18 protein-coding genes, 1 other RNA gene and 1 other annotated feature are annotated in these 22,027 nt (G+C 38.9%); of the genes, 2 read left to right on the forward strand and 17 right to left on the reverse strand.

What is annotated here, in order from left to right:
• Nucleotides 1–53: 53 nt before the first annotated feature.
• The 7 genes from MKY80_RS15970 to hisS all read right to left on the reverse strand — a co-directional run bounded on the left by MKY80_RS15970 (nucleotide 54) and on the right by hisS (nucleotide 6,682).
• A complete protein-coding gene (locus MKY80_RS15970; RefSeq protein WP_008181145.1) occupies nucleotides 54–323 on the reverse strand; it encodes an HPr family phosphocarrier protein in 270 nt (89 codons plus the stop codon).
• Between the two features lie 17 nt (nucleotides 324–340).
• A complete protein-coding gene (locus MKY80_RS15975; protein WP_008181147.1) occupies nucleotides 341–1,066 on the reverse strand; it encodes an SIS domain-containing protein in 726 nt (241 codons plus the stop codon).
• A 4-nt stretch (nucleotides 1,067–1,070) separates the two neighbouring features.
• Entirely contained in the window at nucleotides 1,071–1,793 is a 723-nt protein-coding gene (locus MKY80_RS15980) for a GntR family transcriptional regulator (RefSeq protein ID WP_025114380.1), read from the reverse strand.
• A gap of 26 nt (nucleotides 1,794–1,819) precedes the next feature.
• On the reverse strand, nucleotides 1,820–3,028 hold the full coding sequence (gene nagA, locus MKY80_RS15985) for an N-acetylglucosamine-6-phosphate deacetylase (RefSeq protein WP_089986672.1): 1,209 nt from the start codon (nucleotides 3,026–3,028) through the stop codon (nucleotides 1,820–1,822).
• A 212-nt stretch (nucleotides 3,029–3,240) separates the two neighbouring features.
• Nucleotides 3,241–3,440, reverse strand: a non-coding RNA gene (gene ssrS / locus MKY80_RS15990) — 6S RNA.
• A gap of 139 nt (nucleotides 3,441–3,579) precedes the next feature.
• Nucleotides 3,580–5,349: an aspartate--tRNA ligase gene (gene aspS / locus MKY80_RS15995; RefSeq protein ID WP_342530192.1), complete on the reverse strand. Its 1,770-nt coding sequence runs from the start codon at nucleotides 5,347–5,349 to the stop codon at nucleotides 3,580–3,582.
• A 64-nt stretch (nucleotides 5,350–5,413) separates the two neighbouring features.
• Nucleotides 5,414–6,682, reverse strand: a complete 1,269-nt coding sequence (hisS, locus tag MKY80_RS16000; RefSeq protein ID WP_025114383.1) for a histidine--tRNA ligase — start codon at nucleotides 6,680–6,682, stop codon at nucleotides 5,414–5,416.
• A gap of 196 nt (nucleotides 6,683–6,878) precedes the next feature.
• Nucleotides 6,879–7,121: a binding site (T-box leader), on the reverse strand.
• A gap of 164 nt (nucleotides 7,122–7,285) precedes the next feature.
• Between hisS and MKY80_RS16005 the strand changes: the two genes are divergently transcribed.
• Entirely contained in the window at nucleotides 7,286–8,866 is a 1,581-nt protein-coding gene (locus MKY80_RS16005; RefSeq protein WP_342530194.1) for an N-acetylmuramoyl-L-alanine amidase, read from the forward strand.
• A gap of 50 nt (nucleotides 8,867–8,916) precedes the next feature.
• On the opposite strand, the gene MKY80_RS16010 is transcribed toward MKY80_RS16005, so the two are convergent.
• The 8 genes from MKY80_RS16010 to MKY80_RS16045 form a co-directional block, all read right to left on the reverse strand.
• Nucleotides 8,917–10,323, reverse strand: a complete 1,407-nt coding sequence (locus tag MKY80_RS16010) for an AbgT family transporter (RefSeq protein ID WP_008181082.1) — start codon at nucleotides 10,321–10,323, stop codon at nucleotides 8,917–8,919.
• A gap of 140 nt (nucleotides 10,324–10,463) precedes the next feature.
• Nucleotides 10,464–11,819, reverse strand: coding sequence for a MarR family transcriptional regulator (locus MKY80_RS16015; RefSeq protein WP_008181084.1), 1,356 nt, complete (start codon nucleotides 11,817–11,819; stop codon nucleotides 10,464–10,466).
• Nucleotides 11,820–11,877: 58 nt separating this feature from the next.
• Entirely contained in the window at nucleotides 11,878–12,093 is a 216-nt protein-coding gene (locus MKY80_RS16020) for a DUF2642 domain-containing protein (RefSeq protein WP_036119154.1), read from the reverse strand.
• 72 nt (nucleotides 12,094–12,165) lie between these two features.
• Nucleotides 12,166–12,606, reverse strand: coding sequence for a D-aminoacyl-tRNA deacylase (gene dtd / locus MKY80_RS16025; RefSeq protein WP_008181087.1), 441 nt, complete (start codon nucleotides 12,604–12,606; stop codon nucleotides 12,166–12,168).
• A gap of 29 nt (nucleotides 12,607–12,635) precedes the next feature.
• The gene (locus MKY80_RS16030; protein ID WP_342530198.1) at nucleotides 12,636–14,831 is read right to left on the reverse strand and encodes a bifunctional (p)ppGpp synthetase/guanosine-3',5'-bis(diphosphate) 3'-pyrophosphohydrolase; all 2,196 of its coding nucleotides are present in this window, start codon (nucleotides 14,829–14,831) and stop codon (nucleotides 12,636–12,638) included.
• Between the two features lie 205 nt (nucleotides 14,832–15,036).
• Nucleotides 15,037–15,951: a pseudouridine-5'-phosphate glycosidase gene (locus tag MKY80_RS16035; RefSeq protein WP_025114648.1), complete on the reverse strand. Its 915-nt coding sequence runs from the start codon at nucleotides 15,949–15,951 to the stop codon at nucleotides 15,037–15,039.
• A 4-nt stretch (nucleotides 15,952–15,955) separates the two neighbouring features.
• The gene (locus MKY80_RS16040; protein WP_008181093.1) at nucleotides 15,956–17,047 is read right to left on the reverse strand and encodes a carbohydrate kinase; all 1,092 of its coding nucleotides are present in this window, start codon (nucleotides 17,045–17,047) and stop codon (nucleotides 15,956–15,958) included.
• 99 nt (nucleotides 17,048–17,146) lie between these two features.
• Nucleotides 17,147–18,406 (reverse strand): MFS transporter, encoded by a 1,260-nt coding sequence (locus tag MKY80_RS16045; RefSeq protein WP_008181094.1) that lies wholly within the window; start codon nucleotides 18,404–18,406, stop codon nucleotides 17,147–17,149.
• 192 nt (nucleotides 18,407–18,598) lie between these two features.
• Between MKY80_RS16045 and MKY80_RS16050 the strand changes: the two genes are divergently transcribed.
• Nucleotides 18,599–19,057, forward strand: coding sequence for a MarR family winged helix-turn-helix transcriptional regulator (locus MKY80_RS16050; RefSeq protein ID WP_008181096.1), 459 nt, complete (start codon nucleotides 18,599–18,601; stop codon nucleotides 19,055–19,057).
• A 37-nt stretch (nucleotides 19,058–19,094) separates the two neighbouring features.
• On the opposite strand, the gene MKY80_RS16055 is transcribed toward MKY80_RS16050, so the two are convergent.
• Both MKY80_RS16055 and recJ read right to left on the reverse strand, forming a co-directional pair.
• Nucleotides 19,095–19,607 carry an adenine phosphoribosyltransferase gene (locus MKY80_RS16055; protein WP_008181098.1) on the reverse strand — a complete coding sequence of 171 codons (513 nt, stop codon included), beginning with the start codon at nucleotides 19,605–19,607 and terminating at the stop codon, nucleotides 19,095–19,097.
• 30 nt (nucleotides 19,608–19,637) lie between these two features.
• Nucleotides 19,638–21,959: a single-stranded-DNA-specific exonuclease RecJ gene (gene recJ, locus MKY80_RS16060; RefSeq protein ID WP_342530202.1), complete on the reverse strand. Its 2,322-nt coding sequence runs from the start codon at nucleotides 21,957–21,959 to the stop codon at nucleotides 19,638–19,640.
• Between the last annotated feature and the right edge of the window lie 68 nt (nucleotides 21,960–22,027).

Raw genomic sequence — 22,027 nt, forward strand, 5'->3', positions numbered from 1 at the left:
TGTTAAAGGAGATTCAATTGCAGTGGTTTGTAAATCAACCACTGCTAGAATCCTTAAAGCATTTCCCCTATTTCCTTGGATACCATAATATCTGTTATAGTTTGAAATACTTTTTCAACATCTGGTCCATCCGCTGATATTTCCACTACACTTCCTGGTTTAACCCCTAATGACATAACACCCATAATAGACTTTAAATTTACGGCCTTCTCTTGAAAAGTTAAGGTAATATCACTTTCGAATGGTGTAACCGCAGTGACTAGTAATGCAGCGGGTCTTGCATGTATTCCTTCGGGTGTAGTAATTTTATATATTTTCTTCATTCATAATGCCTCCATTTTCATGTAAAATCTATTCGATCTTGATAATTGGCAATCATTATCTCATTATGTGACCAATCGGAGTCTACATTATTGCTAACAAAAATGGGCAGCTCGGTTGAAGTCTTGGCAATTTCCTCAATAACTTCGCTGAATAAAGCATTCAATAGCAGCGAACCGATCACTGTCGATGCAGGTGCATATTGCATGTTTTGAGCATGTGCATGTAGAACTCCATCACCAATAGGTATATGAGTGTTAATAACGAGATCTACCACTTCTTCCAGTCGTAGTCCACAATGATGACGTGTTGCCTGCTCCCTATAATCAAGTGATTGGAGAGATAGGACAAATACGTTTGCATGTTTGGCTAATAAAGCTGCATCAATCGGTGCTGCATTTCTACCAGAAGTTGAAATCACAATACAAATATCATTTTCACGAAAGTCAAATTGCTCTTTATGTTGTTCAATAATTGCTGGGTCCTTTTCGTTAATAGAAGAGGCTATAGCTCCTGCATGTAATGCTAGAGGTTCAATAAAAATCGGACGTACAGGTACTAAACCACCCGCACGATAAAATGCCTCCTGTGCTAATAGCTGTGAATGACCACAACCGAATAATTGGATAATCCCACCTTTTTGAAGGCGTTGCACAATAATTTGTGCCGCTTCCTTTATACAAGCAGACTCCTGCTCCTTCACAACCTGGATCAGCTTTTCAATTTCAGAAAAATATGCATCCATATAATCACCTTTTTATTTCACTTATAAATTTGTAACGATCCGCACGATACGTACTACGTACAAGCTCAAATGGCCGACCGTCAGATAGATAACTCGTACGTTTAATAATTAAAACAGGCGCTGTTTGATTAATTTGCAAAAACTTTCCATCCTCTTTCGACACAATCGCTGCTTCCATTTGTTGGACGGCATTACCAATTTTCTGATGGAATTTTGCTTCGATTAATGCATATAACGAGCCCATTATTTGCTTCTCATCCAACTCTGGATATACTTTCACAGGTATATACGTTTTTTCAATCGCCATTGGCTTGGAATCAGCATTTCTTATTCGCACGACAAAAAACACTTCTTCTCCGGGCTCCATCATTAAATCCCTTGCAATATCCACTGGCGGTATAATTTTTTCAAAACGTAATACTTTACTACTCGGTTCCATTCCTCTTGCTCGCATATCCTCAGTAAAACTTGTTAAGCCTTTTAACGGTTGCTCTAATTTTGGATTGGCAACATAAGTACCTCTTCCTTTTTCACGATATAGCAAACCGCTATTCACTAGATTGGTAATGGATTGACGAACAGTCATTCTACTAACATCAAACTGTGCAGAAAGCTCTCGTTCTGAAGGTATTGTTTCTCCAATTTTGTATTCTTCTAAATAAATTCGTTGTTTAATAATCTCTTCTATTTGTATATAGATAGGTATATGAGAATTTTTCTCTAACAATTCTTGCACCTTCCTTATCGCCTCATTTATGATTTCTCAAATACAACTTTACCTCGACAAATAGTTTTTTGCACATTTAATTTTTGATCAAGCAATACAAAATCTGCATCAAAACCTTCTTTGATTCGCCCCTTCTTGGACAACCTTAACTGCTCCGCAGCATTTGTAGAGGACATGGCGACTATTTCTTGAAGTGAACAATTTGTAACAGCCTTCATATTTTTTACTGCCTGTTCCATCGTTAAAATACTGCCAGCTAATGCACCATTTGCTAAATGAGCACCTTTTTCACTCACAGACACTGTTTGCCCGCCTAAATCATATTCGCCATACTGTAATCCTTTCGCGCGCATCGCATCCGTAATAAGAATAATGCCCTTTGCACCTTTCAAACGATAAGCCAACATGACTGATTGAGGATGACTATGCACAAAATCGACAATGAGTTCAACTTTAATCTTTTCATCTAGTAAAGCCCCACCGACAACACCAGGGTCACGATGATGAAAAGGCCGCATTTGATTATATAAATGAGTGGCCTGATTTACTCCTAAAGCTACTGCTTTATGGACTTCATCTATTGAAGCGTCAGAGTGACCAATAGATGGAATGACCTGAAAGTCTCTTAGTGCTTCAAGAAATGGAAAGCCACCCTCTATTTCTGGTGCTATCGTGATTTGTCTTATTTGATGGTTACTAATATTTTGCCAATGGGCAAATTGCTCAATCGTAGGACTAATCATGTAAGCTACTGGCTGAGCACCAGCGCGAATTTTTGAAACAAATGGACCTTCCACATGTATACCCAATACATTGGCTTCTCCTTCATGACGTTGGAATTCCGCTACATTCAATAAAGCGCTTTCAATTTTACTGATGGATTGCGTCATTGTCGTAGCCAGAAAACTTGTAACACCTTCTTGCACTAAAGAGCTAGCCATCGCATGTAAAGACTGTTGAGTAGCATCCATCGTATCATGGCCTGCTGATCCATGAATATGCATATCAATATAACCTGGGAGCAGAAACCAATCCTGATCTGTACCATCTATATAGTGAGCTGCCTCGATATTTAAGTTACAGCCTATTTGAGCAATTTCCCCGTCCTGAATAAAGAGATCACCCTCAAATGGTTTCCCTTCAGGATTAATCATTGTGACATGGGAGATTAATAGCGTATCCTTCAAAATTTCACCTCCAGCTAAATTTTTAAAGCTTCGAGGAATTTTCACCATTTCTTATAAGGTATAGTTGTCTATACCAATTATATGCTCATTTTCCAAAAATAAAAAGCTATTTTTTCTATTTTCTAAATTTTTCATACACTGTTTTGTCCCTTGAAATAGTTCTGGATAAAAAAGCTAAGATACGTGAGGGGTTGGTATATATACATTTGCACATAAAAAAGGAGCTTTTTTATAAGCTCCTTTTCAATCCTATGTATAGGACGAATCCCAATTGTGCCGTAATGCCAAGAAACATTCGTTTTGAACCCGCAATTTGCAGGGGGGTGCCTGCTTTGCAGCTTTAAACGTCCCGCTCCGCTAGGGGCATGTTTGCGACCACAAAATGAAGGCTCCCGATTCGATAGTGTTCGGTCAAAACTGTGAAGTAGAATTAGCAGTTAGACAAACACATCAGGATTCGTATTACAGTTATCATAGCACCACTTTTCTGATAATTCAAACGATTTTATCTAATAATCTATAATTTCTTGAGAAAACGCAAAAAATACCTAGATTCCCAACAATTTTTGCTAGGAAATCCAGGTATTTTGCATTATAAATTATTTTCTAAAAGGTTTAATTGCCAAGCTTAATTCGCTAAGTTGCTCAGCGGATACTTCACTTGGTGCTTCTGTCATTAAGCAGCTTGCACTTGCTGTTTTCGGGAATGCAATTGTATCACGTAAATTGTGACGGCCTGCTAATAGCATCACAAAGCGATCAAGACCAAATGCAAGTCCAGCATGTGGTGGCACGCCATATTCAAATGCTTCTAATAAGAAGCCGAATTGGGCTTGAGCTTCTTCTTTAGAAAAACCAAGTAATTCAAACATTTTTTCTTGTAGGTCACGTTCATAAATACGTAGTGAACCACCACCAAGCTCATAGCCGTTTAATACGATATCATATGCCTGTGCACGAACAGCTGCTGGATCTGTATCCATTAGCGGAATATCCTCGTCAAACGGACGTGTAAATGGATGGTGAGCTGCATAATAACGACCGTCCTCCTCAGAGTATTCAAATAATGGCCAGTCTGTAATCCATAGGAATGCAAATTGTGATTCGTCGATTAATTCTAAGTCTTGACCTAATTTCGAACGAAGTGCCCCTAAAGAAGCCGCTACAACAGATGCTTTATCCGCAACGAATACTAGAATATCGCCAACTTCTGCATCCATTCGTTCGATTAATGCTGCCGCTAACGCCTCATCGAAGAATTTTGCGATTGGGCCATTTAAGCCTTCCTCTGTTACCTTTAACCAGGCAAGTCCTTTAGCGCCGTAAATACCAACGAACTTAGTTAGTTCATCCATGTCTTTGCGAGAGTATTTGTCAGCTGCACCTTTAATATTGATACTTTTAACTTGTTTTCCTTGTGCCACAGTATCAGCAAACACTTTGAAACCACAGCCTTCAAAAACTTCATTTAAAGCTACTAATTCTAATCCAAAGCGTACATCTGGTTTATCAGAACCATAACGATCCATTGCTTCCTGATACTTCATACGTTGGAATGGTGCAGGAATATCAATCCCTTTTACTTCTTTCATGACTGCTTGGATTAATCGCTCGTTCATTTCTAAAACTTCTTCTTGTGTTAAGAAGCTTGTTTCAATGTCCACCTGTGTAAACTCAGGTTGACGGTCAGCACGTAAGTCTTCATCACGGAAGCAACGTGCAATTTGGAAATACTTCTCAAAGCCAGCAACCATTAATAATTGTTTAAATAGCTGAGGTGATTGAGGTAAAGCATAAAATTCACCTTCATGGACACGTGATGGTACTAAATAGTCACGAGCACCCTCTGGCGTTGATTTTGTTAAAATCGGAGTTTCAACCTCTAAAAAGCCTTCGTTTTGTAAGAAGTTACGGATTGTACGCGTAACGTCCGAACGCATTTTGAACGTATCGAACATAACTGGACGACGTAGGTCAAGATAACGGTATTTTAAACGTAGATCTTCTGATACGTCAGTGCGATCTTCAATTTGGAATGGTGTAGTTTTTGCTGTATTAATGACGACTAAATTCGTCGCCTCCACCTCGATTTTACCATTTGGTACATTCGGGTTGATTTGGTCCTCTGTACGTAGAATAACTGTTCCTTCTATTTCAATTACGTACTCACTACGCACTTTATCCGCCAATGCATGCGCTTCTGCAACGTCTGGACTAAAGACTACTTGTGTAATCCCTGTACGGTCACGTAAATCAATGAAAATTAATCCACCTAGGTCACGACGACGCTGTACCCATCCTTTTAATACGACTTTTTCGCCTTGTAACGTTTCTGAAAGCTCGTTACTAGCATGTGTTCTTGTAGCCATTGTTAAATTCCTCCAAAATATATTCAATTTATGTAGCATTTAACGAGAAATGCCATATCTTTGTTTAGGATTGTTGTGATAAATGATTGACTAACTCTGAAAATGCAACCTTGTGCTGCTCACCAGATTCCATATGCTTTACGGCAGCTGCTTGCTCTTCAAGCTCTGTTTCACCAAGGACAATTGTATACTTGGCCCCTAGACGGTCGGCTGATTTCATTTGGGCTTTCATTTTACGATCTAAATAATCCATCTCTGTTGCAAGGCCCTTTGCACGGAAAGTACTAGTTAACTCTACCGCCTTTTGCTTTGCATCATCGCCCATGGCAATAATATAAACGTCTAATCCAGAAGCCGTATCTAATTCAACACCTTCTGCTTCAAGCGCTAATAACAAACGTTCAATACTTAAAGCGAAACCAATACCAGGAACATCTGGACCGCCTATTTCTTGCACTAGACCATTGTATCGTCCACCACCACAAAGTGTTGTAATAGCTCCGAAGCCAGATGCCGTTGACATAATTTCGAAGGTCGTATGGTTGTAATAATCCAGTCCTCTTACAAGGTTGGGATCAACCTCATACGTAATGCCAAGAGTATCTAAATATGATTTCACTTGAGCAAAATAAGCAGCCGATTCCTCTGTAAGGAACTCTGTTAATGCAGGAGCTGTTTTCATTAGTGGGTGCTCACGATCCACCTTACAATCTAAAATACGCAATGGGTTCTTTTGTAAACGATTTTGGCAATCTGAGCAAAATTCATGAATATTTGGCTCAAAATGTTGTAATAAAGCTGTACGGTGCGTATCACGTGTTTCTTTATCACCTAGTGAATTGATCACTAATTTTAAATCCTTTAAGCCCGCTGATTCATAGACATCCATTGCAAGTGCAATGACTTCTGCATCAATTGCAGGATCTGCTGAACCAATTGCCTCTACACCAAATTGAACAAATTGGCGATAGCGACCAGCTTGTTGACGCTCATAGCGGAACATAGGCCCTAGATATGAGAGCTTAACAGGTTGATCTGGAGCGCCAAACATTTTATGTTCCACATATGCACGTACAACACCAGCTGTATTTTCAGGACGTAGTGTTAGTGAGCGACCGCCACGATCCTCAAATGTATACATTTCTTTTTGAACAACATCCGTTGTTTCCCCTACACCACGTGCAAATAAATCAGTCTGCTCGAAAATCGGTGTGCGAATTTCGTTGTAGCGATAGACGCGACAAATATCACGAATAATCGCTTCAACCTTCTGCCATTTTTCAGATTGACCTGGCAAAATATCTTGTGTCCCTCTTGGCACTTTAAAACTCATGTAATTCCCTCCTATATTGATTGCCTATGATTGAGCCATTTTCATCGAGACTAAGTGGGTTCTACTTATGTTGAGCGAGGTTCCATCTGACCCTCCTCCAACGTAAGTGGCGGACATCCTCATATTAAGTAAGGTGCCTCACTACTAGCATTCCATGTTTTTGACAACACAAAAAAGCTCCCGTCACCTTGCCTATGCAAGGGACGAGAGCTATATAAGCTTCCGCGGTTCCACCCTAGTTGACACAAATTTTTACATGTGTCCTCCTCGTAATCGGATAACGGCCGATTCCGTTTTTTCCTACTAAGCACTGCTTTTCAGAAAAAAGCCTCTCAAGTGTTATTCACGTTATACATTTTTGTAGGAAAGATTGCAGCCTAAGTCTTTCCTTCTCTGTTCCAATAGAGGTACACGCTACTTGCTTGGTCATAAGCGATTAATCATTTTTCGATTACCCTTTATGTTAGTCACTAGCTAACCCAATGTCAACTATTTTTGTATTTTTCATAAGAGAGTAACGAAAATAACAAATTCCATTACCTTTTTACCACGAATTTTAATACAAAAGCATGGTAAAATAGCACAAGGAATAGGAGGAATCTGATGAGGACAAAAATTTTACATAGTATTATCATCTTCGTACTAATAGTAACAATTGCGATTCCAAATAAGAACTTTATTCAATATGCTTCCGCTGATACGAGTGATCTAAAAGTATCTGGTACGATTCTTCATTTACGTGAGGGTCCTGGATTGTCTTATCCAATTATTACGACTTTAGATGAAGGTGATCCTTTAACTTCAATCGCTCGTGAAGGTGATTGGATACAGGTAAAAGCAGGTAGCTATGAAGGCTGGGTAGCATCCTGGTTAACTACCTCTACAAGCACTCAAAAAACCATTGATAAAACTGTTATTTCACAGGTTGACCGTTTAAATATTCGCACTGATCCAGATATTTCTTCAGCTGTTCTTGGACAGCTTTCTACGGGCAATCAAGCAAACCTCCTTGAGGAAAATAATGAATGGGCAAAAATTGATTGGAATGGACTATCTGGTTGGGTTTCTAAGGATTATGTGACAATTAACGACAGTCCTAAAAAAGAAAAAGAGCCAAAAGAGGATTCTGTAGAAGTATCTACAACTACTACACCTGTTAATAAAGATACTACTTTTACGATATTGGTGGATGCATTGAATGTTCGTAAAAAACCTGATTTGAATGCCAAAAAAATTGGCACAGTGACAAAGGGAAAGGCTTACAAGGTCCTTGCACATGAGCACAATTGGGTACAAATTCAGTATAATGATAAAAAAGCTGGATGGGTTTATAGTTTTTACGGTACTTTTTCAAATAAAGTAAAGAGCACATCTAAATCGTCCTCTTCAAAAGATTTAGAATCCGTTACTATTATTTATAATGGGACAAACTTACGAACTGATGCGTCAACTGCTGCTGAAGTTGTGGAGCGAGTAAACGCTGGTAAAACCTATCCTATTGTCGGCGTAAAAAATGATTTTTACGAAATTCAACTAGACAAAGAAACAGCGTTTGTTGCGAATTGGGTTGTTACTACGAGCTCCAATAAAACTTCTATCCCACAAAAGGATCAACAAGAGCCTCGTAAAAAGGGAACATTAAATGGATTAACCATTGTTGTAGATGCTGGGCATGGAGGCAATGACCATGGAACAACAGGTCAACGTGGAACAGAAGAAAAAGGGATTACTTTGAAAACAGCTACTCTCCTTGCTTCTAAGCTAAGTGCAGCGGGTGCCAATGTTGTTATGACAAGAGAGTCTGACGAATATGTGGCATTGCGGAAGCGTGTCTCGATTGCCCACCAGTATGAGGCAGACGCTTTTATTAGTCTTCATTATGACGCTACCGATGATAGCTCTATTAACGGCTTCACATCCTATTATATGAATAGTAATCAAAAAGGGCTTGCGGAGGCAATACATGATGGACTTTCGAGTAAAATTGATTTGAGAGATCGTGGAACCCAACAAGGCAACTATTTAGTACTACGTGAGAATCGACAAAGAGCCGTGCTTATTGAGCTGGGTTACTTAAGTAATGCTAGTGAAGAGCGGGCCATCACCACGGCTAAATTCCGTGAACAGGCTACTCTTGGTATTTATCAAGGCATCTTAAATTACTTTAATGCGAATGAAGAATAATACAAAAAAGCTGTGGAATGATCATCATTTTCCACAGCTCTTTTCATGTTTTAAGAAATACCTAATGCTACTGCAGCTATTAATGCTACACATGCAATCAATGCCCAGCCAAGAATCATCTTCCAAATGAATTTAATCCACTTTTCATATGGAATACCTGCTACGGCTAAATACGCCATTAATGCAGATGAAGTAGGAATAATGGAGTTTGTTAATGAATCTCCGTACTGGAATGCTAAGACTGCTACTTGTCGTTCTAATCCTAATAAATCAGTAATCGGAATCATAATTGGCATGGTTGCTGCCGCCTGTCCACTACCAGATGAAATAAATAAATTTAAAAGGGCTTGAATAAACAGCATACCGATTGCACTAATAGCATGCGGTAAATGTCCGATTGTCTCTGATGCTGCATAAACAATTGTATCTATGATTTTCCCTTGCTCTAAAACGACTGTAATAGCACGTGCAAAACCTACGATGAGAGCACCGAATGTTACAGCCTTTGCCCCATCAATAAAGGAGTCGAAAATAGTGCCAGGTTTTAAACCGCCAATTAGACCTGCAAGTAAGCCCATAATTAAAAATGAAGCCGTTAATTGTGTTAAAAACCAATCCCAATTAAAAACACCATAAATATTAAATCCAATGCCACATGCCATTACAATAAATACTAGCTTATGTTTTCCTGTTAATGAAGGAATGTCAATCGCAGATACATTGGATTTAGCCTGTTGTTCAATTTCATAAATCACACTTGCCTGCGGGTTCTTTTTCACCTTAAAAGCATAGCGAGACACATAGAAGATAGCAAAACTTAATACAAAAATATAGACAACTGCACGGAAACCAATCCCTGAGAATAAAGGTACATCTGCTAATGATTGAGCAACGCCAACCGTAAAGGGATTAAGCATCCCCCCAAAAAATCCACTAGCTGCTCCTAGTGTAATCATGGCAGTTCCTGTTACCGCATCAAAGCCCATAGCACGAGCGATTGCTACGCCAATTGGTACGAAAATAATCGTTTCTTCCGCCATCCCCATTGTAAAACCACCAACAGAGAATAGAATCATAGATAGTGGAATTAAGAGCTTTTCTCTACCCTCTAATGCTTTCACACCTTTATAAACACCAGCTTCGATAGCACCTGTCGAACGAATAATACCAAATACACCACTAACTAAGAAAATATAGAAGATAATTTGAGCACCTTTTTCAAGGCCCATCGGTACTGCTGTAAACATTTCAAAAATGGAAACTGGATTACTGTCAATATGATGATAGCTTCCATCCACAACGAGCATACGTCCTTCTGGATCTTCTACTCGGTCAAACTCACCTGCTGGAATAATATAGCTTGCAATACCTGCTAGAAAAATAATAGCAAAAATAATCGTATATGTATGAGGTACTTTCAGCCAACTCTTCTTTTTTACACGCTGTTCATTTTCCAAAATATCACCAACCTATTGATAGATTTTGACACTAGCAAACTCTATCAAAGCCCCCTTCCTACTTTGTCGCTATATGTCGTTAATTGAAAATAAATATACATTAGTTCAAATTTATTGTAAAGTATTAATTTTCTATTATTTCAGATTTCCCATTTTGTCGTTGCCTTATAAAGCTTCCTAGGACGGCCCTGATGATAAGGGTGCTCCTCCCCTGCAAACGTAAAATAGTTCTGTTCAATTAAACGATTAATAATGCGCTCAGCAGATCTACGTGACAGATTCATATAGTCTGCTAATTCAGCAGCGGAAAAAGGACGATTATTGGTTACCAACATGAATTGCTTCATAACGTTAATATTTTTAGCACTCATTTTCACTTTTTCAGCAATCTCTAAAATATGTTTATTATTGCTACTTAAAGCTACTTTATTATTATTTTCAAATAATGGTCCATATAATCGATTCTGTTCATCCACCAAGCACATTACCGTAGAAGTCTCGCTATATTTGGTTGTAAAAAACAAAGCCTGTGATGAATGTGCCTCCGCCTCATGTAAAGAATAGCCATAGCCAACACCCACTCTGAAAATAGTACCAAATTGCTGTTCATACTGTTCTTTTAGGGAACGTAAATAAGAAGGTTCAAGCTTTTCAATTACCCCTCTTGTTGAAATAATTAAATAAGGCTCCTGCTGTGCTGGCATGACCTTTGCATGCAAACGATCGCTTAATGTTTCTAAAGTACTTAGAAATACTGGATGAAGGTGTGATAAATTTTCTTGGCAATGAATGGAGACAACGGCAATTTGCGAGGACGCCAATAATTGATGATGATACGCATCTAAGGCTCTAGTAACCGCCGCTGCAAACGTTTGTTTGCTTTCAACCATATACTTCGCAGGTATCCCTAATTGTTCAAGCTCTATAAAAACAGCATGAAGGCTAGTAAGAGCTACTTTAGTCTTTCCAGCTTCGTATAACTCCTTATGATAATGAACATAATCAGCCATATTTAAATTTGCTATTTTTTCAGGTTTTTCATGGACCCATGCATAATCTTTTACATACACATCTGTAGATGCAATTCCTGCCTCCTTCATCACTTGATAAAAGCTATTCATTTTAGGCAAATCTATCGATAATTCGCTCAATCCTACTCGTTCATGATGGTGTAGGGATAATAGCGAAAGGGCTAAAGTCAATTCATCAAAAGGGAGATATGTCGCTTGTATAGATAATGCCTTTATTTTTTCGTAGCAATAGTAATAGGGAATGGAGCCAGCAAATAATACAATATCCGATTGAGATGCGGCTTCTTCAATAAAATCCACACACTGTTCAGGATGCGTATATGGAAAATGAATAAATTGTACGTGAGGAAATACTGCGAAATGCTCCTTTATATTATTCCAAAAAAACAAAGAACCTAAAATTGCTATTGTTTGCATAATTTTCAACCTCTCTAATAAATCAAATATTCTAATAATTAAGTTCATTCATTATAACGTAAATATATAAAAAAAGAACCTTCCATCATCGAAGGTTCACACATACTCATTTTTTGGTTGTTTCCAATGTAACCCACACAATTTCCTCCAACTGTATGAAGAATGGTGTACGACTAATCTCTAAAATAATATGGTCAGGTAATATTGATAATAAAATACCTTGTTGAATATTTTTTTCTGTTTGCACTACAATAGCCTGACCAACCATCATTTTAAGAGTTTCGTATAAATATGGATTGGATATACTTCCTATCTGCGCCATGTTCTTGACACTCCCTCCTATAAAACTAACCATACTCTTAAGTATATGAAGGAATGATAGGAAATGTACCATTTATTTTGACTCTAGAAGTATTGTTACTGGCCCATCATTAATGAGTGCAACATCCATCATTGCACCAAAAATGCCTGTCTCCACATGTAAACCGTGTTCCCGTAATGCTTGATTAAAAGCTTCCCACAGCGGCTCTGCTACTTCTGGTCTTGCAGCACTTGTGAAACTTGGACGATTCCCTTTTTTTGCATCCCCATATAACGTAAATTGCGAGACGGATAAAATAGCGCCACCTTGCTCCAAAATAGAATGATTCATTTTTCCATCAGCATCTTCCCAAAGGCGTAAATTGGCTACTTTTTTCGCTAAGTATTCGACATCTTCCTGCGTATCTTCATGTGTAATACCAACTAGAAGAACATAGCCACTATCGATGGCTCCTGTAACAGTTCCGTCAACTGTTACAGAAGCTGTTTTACTACGCTGTAATACTACCTTCATACGTCAATAACCCCAATTCTAACTATTGCTTAATTGATAACTCGTTGCACCGAATAAATATCAGGTGTTTGTTTAATTCGCTCCACAACCTTATGCAAATGCGAAATATTCGAAATAGAGATTGTTAAATGAATTGTGGCCATTTTATCACGATCAGCACGGCCACTTACCGCTAAAATATTTGTTTTAGTTTCACTAACAATTTGCATAATCTCATTTAAAATACCAGGTCGATCAAAAGCAGAAACCTCAATATCCACTGGGTATTCTTTTTTCTCAGGGATGACACCATGCTCCCACTCGACTTCAATTAAACGCTCCTGCTCATCCTCAATTTGAATATTAGGACAGTCTGCACGATGCACGGATACACCACGACCCTTTGTAATAAAGCCAACAATGTCATCTCCTGGAACAGGCGTACAGCAGCGCGAAAGTCGAATGAGCATATTATCAATGCCCTTCACAATGACACCTGATTCCGTACGTTTTTGTGGGATCAGATTTTTCATTTTTTGTTCGATTTTTTCTAAGGCTTCTTCCTGTTCACGCTCTTTTCGGCGTTTTTCAGCTAAACGATTCACAACTTGTTGTGCCGTTATTCCGCTCACACCAACAGCTGCATATAAGTCCTCTTCATTCGTATAATTAAACTTATCGCATACTCGTTTTAGATTTTCAGCTGACATTGTTTCCTTTAAATCGAAATCCTGTGCACGGATTTCTTTTTCAATCATCTCTTTACCTTTGACAATATTTTCCTCACGTAAATGACGTTTGAAAAATTGCTTTATTTTATTTTTTGCCTGTGAGGATTGTGCTATTTTCAGCCAATCTCGGCTTGGTCCAAAGGATTGCTTAGATGTTAAAATTTCAATGATGTCGCCCGTTTTCAGCGGTGTATCAAGCGGCACCATTTTGCCATTAATTTTCGCCCCTATTGTACGATTTCCGACCTCAGAATGGACACGATAGGCGAAATCAATCGGGACTGAACCAGCAGGTAATTCAATGACGTCACCTTCAGGGGTAAAGACGTACACCATATCTGAAAACAGATCAAATTTTAAGGATTCCATAAACTCTTCCGCGTTGGAAGACTCATTTTGGAATTCTAATATTTCACGGAACCATGTTAATTTTTGGTCGACATTTTGCTTTTGATGGTCAACCTTCCTACCCTCTTTATACGCCCAGTGTGCCGCAATCCCGTACTCAGCAATCTTATGCATTTCCTTTGTACGAATCTGTACCTCTAATGGATCTCCATACGGACCAATAACAGTTGTGTGTAAGGATTGATATAGATTTTGTTTTGGCATAGCAATATAATCTTTAAAACGTCCTGGCATTGGCTTCCACAACGTATGCACAATCCCTAATACGGCATAGCAATCTTTAATACTATCGACCAATACACGAATGGCTAACAAATCATAAATTTCATTAAACTGTTTCTTTTGTAGCACCATTTTTCGATAAATACTGTAAATATGCTTTGGACGTCCATATACATCTGCATCAATTTCAACTTCATTCAGCTGTGATTTCATTTCAGCCATGACATTGTCTAGATATGCCTCACGCTCATCTCGCTTTTTCTTCATCAAACTGACAATACGATAATATTGCTGTGGGTTTAAATAGCGAAGTGCTGTATCTTCAAGCTCCCATTTGACAGTCGATATTCCAAGACGATGTGCAAGCGGTGCAAAAATTTCTAAAGTTTCTTTCGAAATACGTCTCTGCTTTTCGGCAGGCAAATGCTTTAGCGTACGCATATTGTGAAGACGGTCTGCTAGCTTTATTAAAATGACACGGATGTCCTGCGCCATGGCTACAAACATTTTTCGATGATTTTCTGCTTGCTGCGCCTCTTTTGATAAATACTTAATTTTCCCTAATTTTGTAACTCCGTCCACGAGTACTGCTACTTCTTCGCCAAATTCCCGTACCAAATCATCCCGCGTAAAATCTGTATCTTCGACAACATCATGTAAAAAACCTGCCGCTACAGTTTCTGGGTCCATTTGTAATTCAGCTAGAATACCCGCTACTTGTACTGGGTGAATAATATACGGTTCACCAGAGCTACGGAATTGCTCAATATGGGCATCCCTTGCTAATTCATATGCTTTTTTCACGAATGCGACATTTTCATCATTCATGTAGGATTTGACTAACTCAAAAACGTCCTCAGGAGTCAAAATTTGCTCTTTCGCCATAACATGTCCACCTTGCTCGTCAAATTTTTCAGATTAGATATAAACTTAATTGTATAAAATTTTGTAGCCTATTGTAAAGAGACTGTGTCATTTAGTTTAGTTAATCTCGTGAACAGCATTAAAAATGGAAAAAATATTCTTCTTTTTAATAAAAAAGACCCTCTGCGACGTTATGTCACAAAGAGTCTTTGTTTCGACAAGAGAATTAGTGTAATTGATTGAAAGCTACAGCAATTTTCGCGCCCACTACTGCATTGTTTTTCACTAATGCAATGTTGGCATCAAGGCTTTTACCTTCTGTTAATTCTTTTACTTTACCTAGTAAGAATGGTGTCACGTTTTTACCTTGAATACCATTTTCTTCAGCTTCAGCTAAAGCTTTTTCAATTATATTCGTAATAAACGCATGCTCTAAAGCTTCAGCTTCAGGGATTGGGTTAGCAATAACAGCTCCACCTTTTAAACCTAATGCCCACTTCGCACTTAGCATTTCTGCAATTTCTTGTGGTGTATCAAGCTGGAAGTTTACATCGAATCCACTTTGACGTGTGTAGAATGCTGGTAATTCATCCGTACCATAACCAACTACAGGTACACCTTTTGTTTCAAGATATTCTAATGTAAGGCCGATATCTAAAATAGATTTTGCACCAGCACAAATGACAGCAACATTTGTTTGTGCTAATTCTTCTAAGTCAGCAGAGACATCCATTGTCGTTTCAGCACCACGGTGAACGCCACCAATACCACCTGTTACAAAGATTTCAATACCTGCTAGCTCTGCACAGATCATTGTAGCTGCAACTGTTGTCGCTCCTAGTTTTTTTGTAGCAAGTAAGTAGCCTAGGTCACGGCGTGAAGCTTTAGCAACACCTTGTGCATTACCGAACATTTCAAGCTCTTCATCTGATAAACCAATTTTAATTTTCCCATCAATTAATGCAATTGTTGCAGGTACCGCACCATTATCGCGAATAATTTGCTCAACCTCGCGAGCAGTTTGTACGTTTTGTGGGTATGGCATCCCGTGTGAAATAATCGTTGATTCTAAAGCCACGATTGGTAAGCCCTTTGCTTGTCCTGCTTTTACTTCTTCTGATAATACGATGAATTCTTTCATGTTGTTATTCCTCCATTTCACTTTTTAACAAATCTACAGATAATTCAGGTCTCACTGTATAAGGAGATGCTAAGGTATTTTTTGCATTGGTTAACCCTGCATCAAGACATGTCGCAAAGGATTGTCCTGTCAGCCAGCCGTGAATAACAGCACTGACAAAGGCATCTCCTGCACCTGTCACATCTTCAATCTTATCAATTACTTTGGCAGCAAAATGACTAGGCGCAATTGTTGTTGAAGCCGCATATACGCCCTTACTGCCAGCTGTGATAATTACATGTTCAGCACCTAATTGTAGGAGCTGTTGTAATGCTTTTTCATAATGACTCACGTTTTCAATTGTATGTCCTACAATTGTTTCTGCTTCATCCGTGTTACAAATAAACCATGTTACGCCTTGTAATGTTTCAGGTAGTCGATTCATTTTAGGCGAGGATACTGGCACAATAACCAGTGGAATTTCACGAGCAATAGCTACTTGCTGGATATAAGCCACCGTTTCTTTCGGACAATTTAAGTCCAAAATAAAGCAGCCAGCGTTCACAAGCATCGTTTCATGCTTTTTTAACAAGTTAGGCAATAATAAGTCATATACTTCCATATTGGCTACAGCTAGTGCTAGCTCGCCTTGCTCATCCATAATGGCCGTATAAGAACCAGTTGAAGCTTCTGGTAACTGCTCCACATATCGTAGATTCATAAACGATTCTGAAGCATCTTGGATCACTTGCCAATCCGCATCTTTACCAGCTGTTGTGAGCAATGTCACTTGATGGTTTAATCGGCCTAAATTTTCAGCAATGTTTCGACCGACACCACCTACACTAAAGGAAGAACTAGCAGGGTTAGAAGTTCCAAATTGAACATTGCCCTTCACGTGGAATTTTCGGTCTAAGTTAGCTCCACCGATACAAATAATTTCATTTGCCTCGGGTAAAATATAAGCTCGACCTACTATTTTTCCTTCCTTTGTTAAACTAGACACTAAATTAGCAAGTACGGGACGAGATAAATTCATGGCATCCGCCATCTCTTGCTGAGACATAAACGGATTTTGGCGAATTAAAGCAAGCACCGCCTGTTCTCTTTCATTCATAGCATCACCTTTTATTATATTTGTTTACATTATAAACTTTTGTTTGAGTTTTGTCAAAAAAAAGTTGAACCTTTCATACGGAGGTTCAACTTTTCACGTTTAGTTCGTTTGTGCTTGCTTAGAAGTTTGTTTTTTGACTATGATAACGAATAGGCTCGCCAATGCACAAAAAGCCCCTGCAAGAAAAAAAGCCCATGTATAGGAATTGAAAAATTTATAAATCAACCCACCACCATATGCAGCGACTGCCGCTCCCGCTTGATGAGAGGCAAAAATCCATCCGTAAATAATACTACTCTTTTGTACGCCAAAAGTTTGTCGGGCAATACTAATCGTAGGTGGCACTGTTGCAATCCAATCAAGGCCATAAAAGATAGTAAAAATAGTTAATAAAACAAAGGAGCCCTGTGCCAAAGCATATGGGAGTAACAGGAGGGAAGCTCCTCTTAACAGATAATACCAAAATAATAACCAACGATTATCAAAGCGATCTGATAGCCAACCAGATGCAGTAGTACCTAGTAAATTAAATACACCCATAAAAGAAAGGAGCGATGCAGCGGTTACTAATGGAATACCAAAGCTAATGCAATAAGAGACAAAATGAGTACCGATTAAACCACTCGTTGAAAGACCGCAAATGAAAAAGCTCCCTGCTAACAGCCAAAAAGTTTTGACTTTAACCGCTTCTAATAAGCCATTGAAGGCCATACTAATTGGATTTTTCTTGAGCTGCACATGGGGATTTTCAAATATCTCATCCTGTCCATAAGGCGTTAAGCCCAAATCCTGCGGTTTGTTTTTGATAAAAATAGCAATTATGATTAACATCACTATACTCAAAAGTAGAATAAAGCCGATTGCCCATCTCCATGAATAGTGGTCAATGATAATAGCAAGCACTGGCAATAAAATAAGCTGACCCGTGGCTGTACTAGCCGTTAAAATCCCTACTGCCAGCCCTCTTCTTTTGACGAACCAATGATTGGCTACATAAGGACTGAGCACCGTTAAAAAGAGGCTTGCGCCGAGACCAATGATTCCACCCCAAATAATGATTAATTGCCATGATTGATTCATGAAAAATGTTAAAGACATTCCTAACACTAATGTAGACATAGCACTTATCATCATCTTTTTTAAACCTATCACTTCAAGCAAAGCTGCCATAAATGGTCCAGAGATGCCATATAAAAATAAGCTGACGGCAAATGCTAGCGCAATCGTCGATCGATCCCATTGAAACTCCCTTTCTAAAGGATCAATAAACACACCAGATGATGACATTGTAATTCCAGCAACAATAATGGAGAAAAACGTGACCACTAAAATAAACCAACTGTAATGAATCCGCTTCATTATTCCACCTACTTTTCTTGTCAAAGTCACTCTAAAAGCATGTATATACATGCTTTAGAGTATATTCGTTCATTTATATGTATATACATGTATAATGATAGTAACCATTCCATTAGATAGCTGTCAATAAGTATTTTTTAGCGCTTAGGTGTATACTTAAAATTAGTAGAATCCCTCAAAGGAGTACTGACCATGAAAAATCAACAGAATACTATCGATTACACACAAATATGTGTTTGTGCAAACCTTCGAAAAAAAACAAGGGTCGTGACGCAGTTATATGATAAATTACTTCAGCCTACCGGTTTAAAAGTGACTCAATATTCTATGCTGGCACATATCGACCTCCAACAAGCTGTTTCCATTAGTCGTTTAGGTGAAATTTTATTGCTTGACCAAACGACCGTGACACGTAATATCAATCTATTAAAGCAATATGGCTACGTCGAGTTAAAGCGTGATCCCCATGACGCTCGCACTAAAAATATAATGCTCACTGAAAAAGGGTTAGAGAAGCTGCATGAGGCTGCACCCATTTGGAAAACGATTCAAGATAAAATCGTTGATGATATTGGTGTCGAAAAATATGCTGATTTCTATGATACTTTGCGAACAATGCAAAAGATCATTCAGTCCTACGACGAACAATAAAAAAGCGCCCATGTGATGGCGCTTTTTTTCAATGCTCTTAATATTGAATAAGAGTTTTAATATTTAAGTCGCCCAGCTTGTCACGACCATTTAATTCTAAAAGTTCAATTAAGAAGGCACAACCCACTACTTGACCACCTAATTGTTCCACTAGACGAACAGTGGCTTCTACCGTACCGCCTGTTGCTAGTAAATCATCACAGATTAGTACCTTTTGACCAGGCTTAATCGCATCATTATGCATAGTTAATGTATCTTTGCCATATTCAAGACCATAGTCTGCACTAATAACCTCGCGTGGTAATTTACCCGGTTTGCGAACAGGTGCAAAGCCGATTTCAAGGGCATAGGCAACTGGGCACCCAATAATAAAACCACGTGCTTCAGGACCCACTACAATTTCTGCACCTAGTTCTTTTGCATATTCTACAATTTGATCTGTTGCATATTTGTATGCCGGTCCATGATCCATAATTGTAGTTATATCTCTGAATGTAATACCCTCTTTCGGCCAGTTTTCAACCGTTGTAACGTATTGCTTTAAATCCATTTTATTGCTCCTCCTACGAAACGTATTCGTCTAGTCATGTATTCGTTCATCAAACCATTGTTTTAATTCTATATAAGGAGCATAGACAAGCATTTGCTCCATTTCAATCTGTTCTGAACGTTGTTTGTACGACGGTGCCTCGGTCAATGCTTGTTTTGGAGCATCCACGTTGACAGTCGTCAGTCCACTCTCCATTTTAACAAAATCAAGCTCAAAAAACACCTGTGTCATAAATTTTAATGTTTCTAATGGCCATCCAGTATGCTTAGCTATGTCCGCTACATGCATATCAAGTGGAAATGCTGGTCGATTTTTCAAGAATTTATAATACCATGCAAATTGCTCTCGGGTAGGTAAAACATTAAAGTATTGTGAATCTGGCATATAAAAATGCGCATAGATGCGTGAAGGGGCTGTTTTCTGTAAAACCTCTTCTAGCTTTTGAATGTTTTCAGGCAAATCTAAAAGAACAATATATTCACTTTGTCCGATGTTTGAAAGAGTTGGATCAACGACTATTATAGGAACATCAATTAACGATTGATAATAGGTCATTGTTGTTGGACGAAAGGCTATAAATGTCGCCTCTTCCTTTGGCACTGTATTGAGCCAGCGAGCCGTTTGACGAATACCACGAATATCAAAAAGCTGCCATTCAGTGGTTTGAACATCTTCAATCATAAATTGAGCTTTTTTACGACCCTGCCACTCGTTAATTTGCAAATCACCAATAAAGGACACTTTTATGCCATACGTTAATTCATCATGTAAATGGCCCTTATGGAAACCAACACTATCTAATTTGTCATAGCCATTCGTTAATTCCATTTTTATATGGTTCTCAGCTGCTCCAATTTTTCGCATCGAAGATATTTCAACATCCTCAAGCACATAAACTGGCTTCGGAAAATCGGTACCATACGGGCCAAGTGTTGATATTTCTTCAATAGCATCTGCAGAAATTTCATCTAGGCTTAGAGGGATATCAATGTGTACCACAGGTGTTAACTGCTCTTCTGTTAAACATGCTCTTGCCTGTGTATCCAAGCGTGACCGTAGTTCATCCACATGCTCAATTGATAAAGTCATCCCCGCTGCCATCGGATGGCCTCCAAAATGAGGTAAAATATCACGATTTTTGGCCAATTCATTATATAAATGGAAGCCTTCAATACTGCGTGCAGAGCCTTTTGCTGTGCCTTTATCAGGGTCAAGTGAAAGGACAATCGTCGGACGATAATATTGTTCAACAAGACGTGAAGCAACGATTCCTACAACCCCTGCATTCCAGCCTTCTCCTGCTACAACAAGGACTAAAGAATCGCTAATTTTCTTCTCTGCTTCAATTAGGGCAATGGCTTCATCCGTTATACTTTTGACAATATCCTTACGCTCGGTATTGCAGGCATTTAGCTGTTTGGCCAATGCTGTTGCCTTTGCGCTATCCTCTGCCATTAATAATTCGACACCTGGCGATGCATCACCGAGACGCCCCACTGCATTAAAGCGTGGACCAAAATAAAAGCCAATCGTTTCCTCATTAATTTTTGCTTGCTCCGTACTCGCAATATCACACATGGCTTGTACCCATGGACTAAGAGAACGACGCATTTCCTCTATCCCTCGTTTAACGAGATAACGATTTTCATCCACTAATGGCACCAAATCAGCCACCGTGCCAATCGCAACATATTCTAATAAATGAGTTGGTAGTTCTCCGTATAGAGCATGTGCAAGCTTAAAAGCTACACCTACACCAGCAAGCTCTCCAAAAGGATAATGCCCTTCAGGTATACGTGGATGTAAAATGATATCTGCTGGTGGTAATTCCTCCCCTGGTTCATGGTGATCGGTCACAATGACATCCAGCCCAAGCTCCTTCGCTACACGAATAGGTTCAATCCCCGAAATCCCATTATCCACAGTGATAATTAACTGCACACCCTCCTCATATGCTTCCCTGAAAAGAGCCTCATGTGGCCCATAACCATGAATAAAACGATTCGGTATTTTAAACGATACATCAGCACCAAGATTTAATAGAACATTTAGCATGACCGTCGTACTTGTCACACCATCGGCATCATAATCGCCGTAGACTAAAATTTTCTCTCCATTATCAAGAGCTTGCTCAATTCGTGCCACCGCTTCCGTCATACCGTGCATGAGAAAAGGGTCATGGACATTCGCTTCTGTCATATTTAATAAGCTTTCTGCATCAGCTGTTGTTTCACAGCCTCGCGCTGCTAAAATTTTTGCTGCAATCGCAGAAAGTTGTAGGTCATTTTGTAATGCTTTTACAAGATTTACGTCTGGGCGCTCCACTTGCCATCTTTTTTTCGATAGAATCATCTTCTCACTTCCTTACGAAAGCTATTATACCGAAATTCTACACGATACGCACTATCCGTAAGATTGAT

Origin of the sequence: Lysinibacillus sp. FSL R5-0849, assembly GCF_038595075.1 — a bacterium.
In the GTDB taxonomy this organism is placed as follows: Bacteria; Bacillota; Bacilli; order Bacillales_A; family Planococcaceae; genus Lysinibacillus; species Lysinibacillus fusiformis.